The following is a 13034-nucleotide window of genomic DNA, read 5'->3' as shown; positions in this document are numbered from 1 at the left end:
TTCTGAATGAATTACCGCCATCTCACGCCGTCCATGTCCCTGCTGCTGGCATTCGAAGCCGCCGCCCGGCATGAAAGCTACACCCGCGCGGCGGTCGAGCTGTCGTTGACCCAAAGCGCGGTCAGTCGTCAAGTCCAGGCATTGGAGCAGCAACTGGGCCTGACGCTGTTCCGCCGCGAAGGTCGACAGGTGCAACTGACTGATGTCGGGCGCCTGTATCAGCGGGAAATGAGCGACGCATTGGGCCGCATCCGCAGCGCCACGTTGCAGGCCATTGCTTATCAATCCGGCGGCGGCAGTCTGCGTCTGGCCACCTTGCCGACTTTTGGTTCCAAATGGCTGCTGCCACGCTTGCACGATTTCTACACGACCCACCCTGGCATGCTGGTGCACATCAATTCGCGCATCGACGCCGTGGACTTCGACACCAGTGGCATCGACGCCGCCATCGTCGTCGGCCACACGGGCCTCCCGGGCTTGATCAGCCATCGTCTGCACGCCGAGGAACTGGTGGTGGTCATCGCGCCGCAGGTTGGGGGTAATCATCAGGACTGGACGCCAGACAAGATCGCCGGGCAGATGCTGCTCAACGTCGCCAACAACCCCAACGTCTGGGGCGACTGGTTCAGCCACCATCACCTGCCTCACCGGATGATGCGCCTAGGACCGAGTTTCGAACTGACCTCGCATTTGATTCAGGCCGTCAAAGCGGGCATCGGCATCGGCCTGGTGCCCCGGATTCTGGTCACCGACGAAATCGCCAGCGCCGAACTCATCCCCCTCGACCTGCCCTTCCCGAGCCAGCGCAGCTATTACCTGACCTACCCGCCACGCAACGAAATGCTGCCGTCGTTGCAGGCGTTTCGGGCGTGGTTGTTGGAACAGATTTGAGCGGGAGACAGCGCGGCTGAACAGCAGCCGAACAAAGACATTTCCCCGCCGATGCGAGGCCTTAAAGAACCTTCAGGAAAAGCCGAGACAGTGTAAACGGTCAAAAAAAACAGAACCGTTACCACTCTCTAGTTTTGAGGGCCGAAGGAATGTCTCAACCTTACTATTCAAACGCTGATGCCTACATCGGCGACCATTACTTCACACTGCATTTCAACGTGCCTCTGGACGCAGCCAATCCTCCGCCTACCAGTGCATTCAACGTGCTAGTCAATAACACCGGCGTTACCGTCAGCGGAGTGACGGTCGACAGCGCGGCCAAAACCGTTCAGGTCAGCGTCTCAGGCGCTGCGTTAACGTGGGCAGACATCATTGACTTTACCTACACCGACCCGACGGCGGGCAATGACGCGTCTGCCATTCAGGGTACGGATGGCGCCGATGCTACCAACTTTTCTGATGGCCTCGTCGTCTCCCTCAGCAGACCCTTACCTGCTGCTCCGCCGACGCCCGCCCTGGCAAGCAGCAGTGACACCGGCACTTCACCAGCCGACGGCATTACCAGCGACGCCACGCCAACGCTGAGCGGCACCGCAGACGCCAATGCCACCGTCAAACTCTACGACACCGATGGTATGACGCTGCTGGGGTTCACGACAGCAGACGGCTCGGGCACCTGGGCGATCACCAGCAGCACGCTGGGAGACGGGAACCATACGTTGAAGGTGACCCAAACCGATGCAAGCAACGGAACATCGCCGCTCAGCACCGGCCGGTCGGTGACCATCGACACCTCGGTTGCCGCCCCGACCGGCCTGTCACTGGATGCAGGCAGCGACAGCGGCACACTGGGGGACGGCATTTCCAACTCAACAATGCCCACCGTGAAGGGGCAGGCCGAAGCCAACGCCACGGTGACGTTGTACGACACCAACGGGACCACCGTACTCGGCTCGGCGGTGGCCAACGGCGCCGGGGCCTGGAGTATCCACAGCAGCTCGCTGACCGAAGGGGCGCATACGCTGACGGCGAAACAGATCGATGTGGCGGGTAACGTCTCGGTCGCTTCTGCCGGGTTCAATTACACCCTCGATACCGTTGGGCCGACGGGTATTGCCCTCAGCACCCACCAAGTGAATCTGACCAGCGCCACCAACGGTTCGACGGTGGCGACGCTCTCGTCCAACGAGCTGACATGGGTGACCTACGGTTTCAAGACGGGCAACGGGGTCAACGACGCCGATAACGGCAAATTCACGATTTCCGGAACCAGCCTCAATGCCGCCCAGAACCTCACCGCTGGCAGTTACCATATTTACCTGAAAGGCGTCGATGCCGCGGACAACGAGGCCTACGAGGTCTTCACTATCGACGTTGTCAACGGGCCTGAGGTCAGCTCCATCGCTCGCGCCGGGGCTGCAAGCGCGACAGTGCCCGGTTCGGCCAGCTCGGTGGATTACACCGTGACGTTCAGCCAGGCCGTCACCGGCGTGGACGCCTCTGACTTCACCTTGACCTCAACCGGCACTGCCACCGGCACAATCCATAACGCTACCGGCTCAGGAACGACATACACCGTCACGGTCGACAGTCTGAGCGGCGATGGCACCCTGCGCCTCGATCTTAATAACAGCGGCACCGGCATCCAGAACGGCAGCTCGAACGCGATTCTCAGCGGCTACACCGCAGGTCAGACATTCACGCTGGACCACACCACACCCTCCGCGCCGTCCACGCCCGCCATGACCGCCGGTACAGATACCGGCGCTTCCAGCAGCGACGCCATTACCAGCAACACCACGCCGGTGTTCACCGGCACCGGCGAAGCGAACGCCACTGTTCAGCTTTTCGACACCGACGGCACAACCCTGCTGGGCACGACCACTGCAGACGGTTCGGGAAGATGGAGCATCACCAGCAGCACGCTCGGCGAAGGCGCTCACACCCTGACCGCAAAACAAACTGACGCTGCCGGTAACGTGTCTGCGGCCAGCAACGCCAAGGCCGTGACGATCGACACCACCGCCCCCGCGAAACCCTCCGCGCCGACCCTGGCCGCCAGCAGCGACAGCGGCATACTAGGTGACGGCATCACCAATAACCTCACGCCGACGATCACCGGACAGGTCGAAGCCAACGCCAAGGTCAAGCTGTACGACACGGACGGCACGACGCTGCTGGGTATCGCGGTCGCGGACGGCACTGGACACTGGAGCCTCGTCACCAGCACGCTTGCCCAGGGCAACCATACGCTCACCGTTAAACAGACGGACGTGTCGGGCAACGTGTCCCGTGCCAGCGACGGGCTGAACCTGACCATCGACCCTAACGCGCCCTCCACGCCCCCGGCGGCGCCCGTCTCCACGACAACCATCGATGGCGTGACGGTCACTCAGCAAACCGTCACCTTGTCCGGCGGCGGAAGCGGTACACAGGTGGTCGTGCCGGTTGTCGATTCAAGCCGTATCGAATCTTCGGGCAATGCCGGGACCGCCGACATCCCTTTGGTGGTCAGCAACAACAGCATACTGTTGCTGGCCCAGCTCACGCCCGGTTTTGGCCTCACCGCGACTGGCGGGGTCAGTCAGCCTGCCGGGACGTCGAACGATCATCTGGTTCAAGCGATTTTGGCAGCGACACTGGGCCATACGGTGGGCGATCAGGATCATCTCACCGGCAATGGCGTGACCTTCCTGAAGACGCTGGTGAGCTCGGTGCCGCTGCTGGTGGAAACGGTGACCCCGGTCACCGGCCAGACTTCACCCACGGGTGCGCTGACCCTGACCGGCACCAGCACCGACAGCCAACACACCGCGTTGGTGATCGATGCATCGCAGGTGAACAGCGGCAGTTCGCTGGTGTTGAATGGGGTGGACTTTGCCGCCATCGTCGGTGCGGCCAATGTCACGGGCAACACGTCGGGTCAGATCCTCACAGGGGATGCGGCCGCGCAGCACTTCATCGTGTCGTCCGCCACACCCGGCTCGGTCTTCTCGGGTGCCGGCAACGATACCTTGAGTTTCGGCTTTTCCAGCAGTGTCCCGAGTGGGGGCAGCACGTCGATTCTGCACGGCGGCCAAGGCAATGACACCGTGACGTTCAACGGCGCCCAATCCGACTACGTGGTGGAACATCATGAGGGCTACTCGCTCGTGACGTCCAAAGCGCAGCCGGATGCCCACGCGGTGGTGATCAACGCCGAGACGCTGACGTTCAGCGATGCAAGTCTGGTGGTTCAGACGACCGCGGCACAAACGCAGTTGTCGGGCTTGTACCAATCCGTGCTCGGGCGTCAGGCCGATTACAAAGGGTTCGACTACTGGGCTGTCGAGGCCAAGAACGGTGTGAGCATGGGAGACATCGCGGTGTCGCTGATCAACTCAAGCGAAGGCTTGAAAGGCGGCGCCAACGCGTTCAACGGCACGGCGTCTCATGACCTGGAAGCGCTTTATCAGGGGATCTACGGACGTCAGAGTGATTCAGCCGGCCTCGCTTACTGGGCCGACGCCATGAACCATGGCATGACGCTCGCACAGGTAGCCGACAACTTCGTGCACGGGGCAGAGATGAACCAGCACGTGGTCCAGGCGGCGAACTGGGATTTTATCGTGTAACGCGACCCGTATGGACGCATCGGTTCGGCAGCCTCGCCGGCCGATGCGTTCATCGCTCCTGACTCAACTCGGCATTACCCACCTCAACCCCCACAACACCGCCATCCCCACGCCTAATGTCAGCAGGGTATTGCGGGTCTTCCACGCCACCAGCGCGGCGATAATCGCTGCGGGAATCTGCGGGTTGTTGATCACGAAGTCGCCATGCCCGTTGGGATACACCACTGCCGGCAGCACCAACGCGGCCAGGACACTGGCAGGCACGTAGACCAGGGCGCGGCTCAAGAGCGGAGGCATGCGCCAGCGGCCGTAGAGTTCGATGAATGACACGCGCATCGCAAAGGTGCCGACGCCGACGGCAATGAATACAGACCACATCACCAGATCGCTCATTGCGCCTCCCCTTTCGTTTCTTGCTCGCGGGATGACGCTGGGGCCGTGTTACGGGCGTTTTCCGCCAGCACGCCCGCGACGATCCCGCCGACGGAGGCGATAACCAGACCGAGGTTGTAAGGCAGCTTGACCGCCAGCACGGCAATCAGGCCGCCCACGGTGGCGGCCGCGAGGGTCGGCACGTTGCGCAGACCGGGCACCAGCAGCGCAAGGAAGGACAGCGGAATGGCGAAGGTCAGCGACCAGCTTTCGGGAATGCTCGCGCCGAGCAACACGCCCGCAAGGACCGAGACTTGCCATGCCAGCCACATGGAGAACGCGGTCCCGGCGTAGTACCAATGGGCGAACGACCCGGTCAGTTCACCTGACGCGAACTTCAGGGTGCACAGCGCGTAGGACTGGTCGGAGAGCATGTACGAGACTGGCCAGGTCCAGCGCCGGGGCAAGTGGTTCAGGTGCGGGGCGAGCGATGCGCTGTACATGATGAAGCGCAGGTTGATGATCAGCGCCGTGACCACAATGGCCACGGGCAACACGCCGGTCTGCATCAGTTGCAGCGCGACCAGTTGCGCGGAGCCGGAGTAAAAAATAAGCGTCATGCCCATGGCCGTGCCCGGCGACATCCCCATTCCAATCGCCATGACCCCGGTCACCAGGCCGAAGGGAATGACCCCCGGTGTCAGTGGCAGGAGAGCGCGAACCCCCTGCCAGAAGGCCTGCGCCCCGCTTCGGTACTGCATGTGGTTTCCTTGTCATTCGAGGTGTGGCGGATTGATCGTGCGGAGTGTAGGCACAGGCGGGCGGGGATTTGAACCGACATTTTGTGCGACCAAACGGTAATTTTTGTTATGGGAAGGGTGGGACTGGGGAAGCTGACACCTCGATTGTGTCAGGCATGCCCCCTCACACCACCTGATCCTTCAACGGCAATGCCCTCTTCCGCGCACGGGCATCGGGCTGGGCCTTGTGCAAGGTCACCGGCACCGATTTCGCCGCCGGGACTTTGCTGCGTTTGGCGTGGTGCCACAGCGGGACCAGCGGATTGCATTCGGGGTAGTAGGCCGCCGCGCAGCCGACCGGAATATCGTAGGCGATGATTTGCATCGGACCCACCTCCCTTAACACCTCAGGCTCGATGGCGGTGCGCAGCGTGACCCATTCACCCGGCGCGAAGCCCAGCCGCACGATGTCGTTGCGGTTCATGAACACTACGCTGCGCGTACCGGACACCCCGCGAAAACGGTCTTCATAGCCGTAAATCGTGGTGTTGAATTGATCGTTGCTGCGCAGGGTCATCAGCTGAATCGCATCGCGGGCGCCGTGGCCCGGCGAGACGTCATCGTCTTCATCCAGGCCCCGAGGCGCGATGAAGCGGGCCTTGCCGGTCTCGGTTTTCCACTGACGCTGGGCCGCCGGGAGCGGGCGGTGAAACCCACCTGGTTCCCACATGCGCGATTCCATGTCATGGAAGATCTCGGGATAAACCTCGCTGATTGCGGCCCGAATCTTCGCGTAATCCTGACGCCATGCCTCCCACGGGATACGCGCTTCGTCATTCAACGTGGCCAGTGCCAGTCCCGCAATGATCGCCACTTCCGAACGCAACTGTTCGCCGCCCGGCTCGCTCCGGCCCTGCCAGGCCCGGATGCAACCGGTGCTGTCTTCCGTGGTGTAAACCTGATCGACGCCGTCCTGCACGTCCTTTTCAATCCGTCCAAGGCACGGCAGCAGCCACGCGCGTTTGCCTGGCAACAGGTGCGTGCGGTTGAGTTTGGTCGCCACTTGCACGTTCATTTCCAGCCGCGACCAGGCAGGCTCCATGCGGTCCGTGTCCGGGATCGCGCGCAGAAAGTTGCCGCCCAACCCGATGAACGCTTTGACGCTGCCGTCGAGAATGCCCATGCACGTATCGACCGTGGCCAGGCCCTTGCGCTCCGGCACCTTGAAGCCGAATAGCGCCTCGATCTTGTCCTTCGGCACTTTGGCCGGGTCTTCGGTGATGCCCACGGTGCGCTGGCCCTGCACGTTGGAATGCCCGCGCACCGGGCAGATCCCCGCCCCCGTCTTGCCGATGTTGCCGCGCATCAACAGCAGGTTGACCAGCATCTGCACGTTCTCGACGCCATGACGATGCTGGGTCATGCCCATGCCGTAGATGATCATCACCCGCTCGCTGCGGGCGTACACCGTGGCCGCGGCTTCCAGCGCGCTGCGGTTCAGGCCCGAGCGGTTTTCCAGCTCCGGCCAGGTGTGCCGATCCACATTAGCGACGAAGGTATCGAAACCGTCGGTATGCTCGGCGATGAAATCATGATCGAGCACAGAGGCACCTGACGCCCGGTCCATGTCCAGCAGTGCTTTCGCGATGCCCATCACGGCCGCTGTGTCGCCACCAATCGCCACTTGGTGGTACTGAGTGCTGATGACTGTGGAGTCCGGCCCGAGCATTTCCCGGGGGGATTGCGGATTGACGAAGCGCTCCAATCCCCGTTCACGCAGGGGGTTGAAGGTGATGATCGGCACGTTGCGCTTGCGAGCTTCCTGCAACGGGTGAAGCATGCGCGGGCTGTTGCTGCCCACGTTCTGGCCGAAGAAAAATATGCAGTCGGTGTGTTCGAAATCCGCCAGCGTCACTGTGCCGACCGGCACGCCGATGCTCTCCTGCAACCCCACCGACGTGCTTTCGTGGCACATGTTCGAGCTGTCCGGCAGGTTGTTGTTGCCGTAGGCGCGGGCCAGCAGCTGATACATGAACGAAGCTTCCAGCGACGCCCGGCCCGAGGCGTAAAACACCGCTTCTTCCGGCTGCAACTGGCGCAACTGCGCGCCGATCTCTGCGTACGCCTCTTCCCAGCTGGTTTTCTGGTAGCGGTCGGTCGCAGTGTCATAACGCAGGGGGTGCGTCAGGCGACCATGTTGCTCCAGGTCGTGGTCAGCCCAGGTGCGCAAATCCGTCAACGAATGCTGCTCAAAGAAATCCGGACCGGTGCGCAGCGAGGTCAACTCCCAGGCCGTGGCCTTCGCGCCGTTCTCGCAAAACTCCAGCGCATGAGGGTTGCCCGGTTTGGCCCAGGCGCAACTGACACAGGCGAAACCCTTGGGTTTGTTCTGCCGCATCAAAGCGGCGGGCGCCTTAGCATAGGCCTGCTCGCGCCACAGGATGTTCATGACCGAATGCGCCGAACCCCAGCCCCCGGAGGCGGAGGTGTAGGGTCGGTAGTGGGCGACCGAGTGGGCGGCGGGATGAAGAAGTTGCATGGGGAACCCCTGTTCCAAAGCGTGATGTGATCAGCTCGACGGCGTGACGGAATCAGCGAGGTTCGTGAACCGGGCAACCGTTGTGCGCCGCTCGGAAACCCGACGACATCTCGTACGACGGTTTGCGCACCCGCATCACGCCACCAATGGGACGATGGGCCTGCAAGCCGTGCCACGGACTGAACGCCATGCCGTCGTCAATCTCGCGCACGTGTTCCGGACTCCACGAAGGCTGCGGATCGACCTCGACCCGGGCGACGGTCACGTAGGGGCTGACGTCTTCCGGCCAGACCACCGACGCGTCCTCGACCGGCATTTTCTTGAGGTCGCTGGCGAGTTGTACGCGCACCTCCCACACCCCGCCGTGCTGAGCGAAATAGTCGAGCACGGCCTGACGCAAGCCATCGGGGTTGCCGCCGAAATCGACATGTTTGTCCGTCAGCGCGGTCAAGGTCTCCGACACCGGCGCGACGGAAATCTTGGCGTAATACGGGCCGTACAACAGCGGCACCACGGTGTAGAAGGTTTCGCCGAGGATATGGGTTTGCGGATGGCCACCGAGGCTTTTCAAAGTGCCGCTTTCGCCACCCATGGCCTCGATGGTGGATTCGACGCCGCGCAACAATGCCGAGAAAGCTTTCTTCATGCCCGGCGCCTTGTCGGTGGTCTTCGCCAACAGTTTCAACGTACGCAAAAACGCCTTTGGATTGGCGGCGGTAAAGGCCTTGGCGTTCTGCATCACGAAGTCTTGAGTCACATCACCTTCCGAACCCGGCAGGCGCGGGCCTTCAACGCCGATGACCTTGAGCGCCAGACCGCGTGGGGTCGAGACCTTGTCGTCGAGAATGTCGCCGGGGTTGGTCGAGAACCGCATCACGGCCGGGAACGTGCCCGGCTTGGCGAATGCGCCTTGGGCAAGCTGAGGCGGCAAACCTTCCGGCACAATCAGGCGGCCTTTCAGCAGCCCGTGGGACTTCGCGTGGACGCTGCGGTTGGCATGACCTTCATCCTTGAAGGTGGTTTCCATGATCGAGTGCAGCGTTTCGGCCAACTCTTTGCTGGTCTCGGCCTCGTCGTCGGGGATCTCTTCGAAAGACTGCTCGAACGGCAGCGGCACCACTGGCAAACGGGTGACAGGTAAGTCGGTCATCAGCGTTATCTCCGCTTCATCATCGGTTCAATCACGGTAGGGATTCGGTGCTTAGTCGCGCACTGTGGCCGTGCGCTGATCCAGCGAACTCACAGCAGATGACTGCTGACGATTTGCCATCGTTCAGCGCTTGCGCGGATTTTGACGACCGGTGGTAGAGGCGATTCGAAATACACGCCCGGCCTTCAATCCCGTTGAACTTTGTCGGCGTGCGCTCCCTCCACTGGCAAACCCAGTGCGAGCGATTGCGATGCCATCCCACAGCAGCCTTCCATACAGTCATCAGGGCCATGGACAACGTTCCGACGCCGTGACGTTCGTGCTCATGCATTTCCTCGGCGGCTCGCATCGGACATGGTTTCCGACCCTGCCGTATCTGGACGGCGAGCATGAATGCGTGGCGCTGGACACCCCCGGTTTTGGCGACGCCGCCGACGTGGAGGGTTACAGCGTCGAGGCGATGGTCGAGCACGTGGACCGTTTCATTCGCGGCCTCGGCTTGCAAAACGTCGTGCTGGTCGGCCACTCGATGACCGGCAAAGTGGCCGTGGTGCTGGCGTCGCGCTCACCCGACTATTTGAAGGGGGTGGTGTTGGTGGCGCCCTCCCCACCTGGCCCGCAACCCATGAGCGAGGCGGACCGTGATCAGCAGCGCGCGTATGGCAAGACGCGTCCGGAAGCCGAGGCCTTCGTCGATGAATCCAGCGCGTTTCGCCTGCCGGACGATGTTCGGGAAGTGGCCATCGCCGACGCCCAGCGGGTCAACTTGAGCGCTTGGCGTGCATGGGTCGATCACGGCAGTCGCGAGGACTGGAGCGAGCGCCTCGGGACGCTCGATTACCCCGTGTTGCTGGTGTGTGGCGAGGCTGACGAGCAAGTGCCTGGCCCGGACGAACAGCGTCGCACCACGCTGGCGGCCTTCCCTCACAGCCAGCTTGAAATCATTCCAGACGCCGGGCACCTGATGCCGCTGCAAACGCCAAGGGCGCTGGCCAGATTGATGCTCGACTTCGCCCGCCAACAGTGCGGCTGATTCAACACCGGCGTGTTCGTCCCGGACGCGCCGGTCCTGTTCTTTCGTCATGACAACTATCGAGGTGGATATGGATTTGGGAATCAAAGGCCGCGTGGCACTGATCACGGGCGCCAGTGGCGGCATCGGCTTGGCGACCGCCACCCTGCTCAGCGAAGAAGGCGTGCGGCTGGTGCTGAGCGATATCGACCAGGACAAGCTGGAAAAGGCCTGCGCAGGCCTTGGGACAGAATGCGTATTCGTCGCCGCCGATTTGACCCGTCAGGATGAGGTCGAAAAGGTGATCAAGGCCGGTGAAGCGAAGTTCGGCCAAGTGGACATTGTCGTGCACACGGCCGGGGTGACTGGCGCCAAGGGCGATCCGTTGGAGCTGTCTGACGACGATTACCTAGAGGCCTGGAACACCGATTTCTTCTCGGCGGTGCGGGTGGCGCGGGCGACGATTCCGGCGATGCGTTCGCGCAAATGGGGGCGCTTCGTCTGCATCACGTCGGAGAACTCCGTACAGCCCTATTGGGAAGAGGCGGTCTACAACACGGCCAAGGCAGCCTTGGGTGCGTTCATCAAGAACCTGTCCTATAAAGAAGCGGCCGACGGCGTGCTGTGCAACACCGTGGCGCCTGCCTTCATCGAAACGGGCATGACCGACGGCATGATGAAAAAACGTGCCGAAGAAATGGGCGTGTCGTTCGATGAAGCGATCAAGAGCTTCCTCGACGAAGAACGTCCCGGCATCGTGCAGAAACGCCGGGGCAAGCCTGAGGAAGTTGCTTCAGCCATCGCCCTGCTGGTGTCGGATCGCGCGTCGTTCATCAACGGCAGTAACCTGCGCGTCGATGGCGGGTCGGTGCAGGCGATTCAGAACTGAGGGAGGGTGTGTAGCGGCCGCGAAAGCGTTGGATCAGTGACCTAACGGTTGCCTGACACACCGCCTTCGCGGCCGTCGCGCAGCTCCGGCTGCTCCCACGGAAATGAGTGGCGTGGCGGCCTGCCGAGAACGACTCTGCTTCCGTTCAGTTCTGCAGCGCGTACCGTCGGCAATGTTCCAGATAGCCCTGCTCATGGCTGCCCACCAGTTGCACGACGCTGGACCACAGCCACGACGGCGCATCCAGTGTTTGTGTGCGGTTGGCTTGCAGTTCGCGAATCCAGGCGGCACGGGTCGCCAGGTCCATCTGCCGCGCATGGGCAATGCCCACCACTTTCGCAAGATACCCCGCCGCACGCATGGCTTCCGTCTGGCTCAGTTGGTCCAGTTCCAGCTTCATGTCTTGGGGTAAGAGTTCGCGAATGAAAAACCCGTGGTCCAACATACGCGTCGCAACCATGCGGTTGCCCAGACCGGGTGACAAGCTTCGTGCGCCTTCGACCACCCGCTTGCCGTTATCCCGAGGCATGCCCGCCCTGACCGTACGCGGCGCGGCGGCGGCCACGGCTTCCTTGATGTCGAGCAGGCAAAAATCCTGATCGTCGTCATCGCCCACACCAATCAGCACGGCATAGCGCAACAGGCCTAACGAGCTACAGCCCTTGACCCAATAGGCCGAATCCAGCAGCTCGACGCGGTCATCCCTCGACCGGCCTTTCAGCGAGGTCACCAGCGCGTGAATCTCATCCGTCGCGCACAGGGTCTTCAGCGCGCTCCGCTCTTCTTTCGACAGCGGCCAAAAGTGCTTGCCCAGCGGAATGGTCGGCTTCATGTCTTCAATGCGTTCCTGGGCGAGGTGCTTCCAGGTGCGCTGCACGGCGCTGCGCATCCCGGCCTTCACCTGCGCCGGTCGTTGCGGTTCTTCCTCGTCGTTGGCTTCGAAGGCCTGTTCGTAGCCGAGCATCATTTCTTCAAGCATCCGTGCTGTGGCGACTCCCGGCAGATCAGAACCGCGGGCTGCCGTGGCCAATGACAGCGCCAGGCGTACCAGATCGTGGGCCGGGTTGCCGATGACGGTCTGGTCCAGGTCGCGGATGTGAATGTCGATCTTGCCCTTGAGGTCGCCGGTCGGCCCCAGATTGCCCGCGTGACAGTCGCCGCAAATCCACACCGGCGGCCCACTGGGCAGGCGTCGGCCGGGCTGGGAATGCAGCCACTCGTAAAACTGCACCGTGCTGCCGCGCACATATGCGTGGGCGGAACGGGCCATTTTGAGGTTGCGAAGTTGGGTCAGAGGTTCCAGCCGTGCCGTGGGACGAGGGGTTTTCATGAATGCGTCTTTGAGAGGAGAGGCTCTATTGACCCGCACCACGGCCTGAACGTTTCAGAATGTTTCAACAAACCACCTCTCCGACACGTTCGGGCAAATTCGCTGAATTATCTTGATCAGGAGGACTCTCTTTTTCAGGCAGCACTTTCAATGCGTCCTTTTAAAAGCTTTTTGTGAGAGAACCGAGATGGCCAACAGCACCCACTTCCGCATCGATTACCTGATCCATGGCAGTTATAAAACCTTCTACATCCACTCCCCGGCCATGGACGCAAGTGAGGCCTGGCACTGGGCGACGGTCGATGCCGGTATTGGCCAGATTCCCAAGTACCGCTCCGACAAAGTGCCGCGTCTCACCCAGCGCCAGGCCGAGCAGCTGGGCCTGACACACGTGGAATGGACCGCTGCCTGACCCTGCATCTGGACGGATGAATTTTCGCGTCCGTCTTCTTTTTTCCTGGCGTCTTGTCCCGTCAAAACTGCTAACGTGGCCGCCA

At 62.0% G+C, this 13034-nt stretch carries 10 protein-coding genes; 5 read left to right on the top strand and 5 right to left on the bottom strand.

Going from position 1 to position 13034, the window contains the following annotated elements; translation table 11 throughout:
* The first annotated feature begins 6 nt into the window (after window positions 1-6).
* Together GVN17_RS22015 and GVN17_RS22010 are read left to right on the top strand one after the other, a co-directional pair.
* The gene (locus GVN17_RS22015; RefSeq protein WP_166597367.1) at window positions 7-891 is read left to right on the top strand and encodes a LysR substrate-binding domain-containing protein; all 885 of its coding nucleotides are present in this window, start codon (window positions 7-9) and stop codon (window positions 889-891) included.
* Between the two features lie 149 nt (window positions 892-1040).
* Entirely contained in the window at window positions 1041-4505 is a 3465-nt protein-coding gene (locus GVN17_RS22010; RefSeq protein ID WP_166597366.1) for an Ig-like domain-containing protein, read from the top strand.
* Between the two features lie 63 nt (window positions 4506-4568).
* On the opposite strand, the gene GVN17_RS22005 is transcribed toward GVN17_RS22010, so the two are convergent.
* The 4 genes from GVN17_RS22005 to GVN17_RS21990 all read right to left on the bottom strand — a co-directional run bounded on the left by GVN17_RS22005 (window position 4569) and on the right by GVN17_RS21990 (window position 9306).
* Window positions 4569-4898, bottom strand: coding sequence for an AzlD domain-containing protein (locus GVN17_RS22005; RefSeq protein WP_166597365.1), 330 nt, complete (start codon window positions 4896-4898; stop codon window positions 4569-4571).
* Window positions 4895-5638 (bottom strand): AzlC family ABC transporter permease, encoded by a 744-nt coding sequence (locus GVN17_RS22000; protein WP_166597364.1) that lies wholly within the window; start codon window positions 5636-5638, stop codon window positions 4895-4897. Before GVN17_RS22000 ends, GVN17_RS22005 begins: the two co-directional genes overlap by 4 nt.
* A 163-nt stretch (window positions 5639-5801) precedes the next feature.
* Window positions 5802-8156, bottom strand: a complete 2355-nt coding sequence (locus GVN17_RS21995) for an FdhF/YdeP family oxidoreductase (RefSeq protein ID WP_166597363.1) — start codon at window positions 8154-8156, stop codon at window positions 5802-5804.
* Window positions 8157-8208: 52 nt separating this feature from the next.
* Window positions 8209-9306: a catalase family protein gene (locus GVN17_RS21990; protein WP_166597362.1), complete on the bottom strand. Its 1098-nt coding sequence runs from the start codon at window positions 9304-9306 to the stop codon at window positions 8209-8211.
* 310 nt (window positions 9307-9616) lie between these two features.
* On the opposite strand from GVN17_RS21990, the gene GVN17_RS21985 reads away from it, so the two are divergent.
* Together GVN17_RS21985 and GVN17_RS21980 are read left to right on the top strand one after the other, a co-directional pair.
* Entirely contained in the window at window positions 9617-10339 is a 723-nt protein-coding gene (locus tag GVN17_RS21985; protein WP_371928596.1) for an alpha/beta fold hydrolase, read from the top strand.
* Between the two features lie 70 nt (window positions 10340-10409).
* Window positions 10410-11207, top strand: a complete 798-nt coding sequence (locus GVN17_RS21980) for an SDR family oxidoreductase (protein WP_166597360.1) — start codon at window positions 10410-10412, stop codon at window positions 11205-11207.
* 145 nt (window positions 11208-11352) lie between these two features.
* Here GVN17_RS21980 and GVN17_RS21975 read toward each other — a convergent pair whose 3' ends face one another.
* The gene (locus GVN17_RS21975) at window positions 11353-12537 is read right to left on the bottom strand and encodes a DUF2252 domain-containing protein (RefSeq protein WP_166597359.1); all 1185 of its coding nucleotides are present in this window, start codon (window positions 12535-12537) and stop codon (window positions 11353-11355) included.
* Window positions 12538-12724: 187 nt separating this feature from the next.
* On the opposite strand from GVN17_RS21975, the gene GVN17_RS21970 reads away from it, so the two are divergent.
* On the top strand, window positions 12725-12949 hold the full coding sequence (locus GVN17_RS21970; protein ID WP_166597358.1) for a DUF6555 family protein: 225 nt from the start codon (window positions 12725-12727) through the stop codon (window positions 12947-12949).
* Window positions 12950-13034 lie beyond the last annotated feature (85 nt).

The sequence above is a fragment of the Pseudomonas sp. SLFW genome, from assembly GCF_009905615.1.
GTDB classification, from domain to species: Bacteria; Pseudomonadota; Gammaproteobacteria; order Pseudomonadales; family Pseudomonadaceae; genus Aquipseudomonas; species Aquipseudomonas bambusae.
This window is presented reverse-complemented; position numbering and strand designations above follow the sequence as displayed.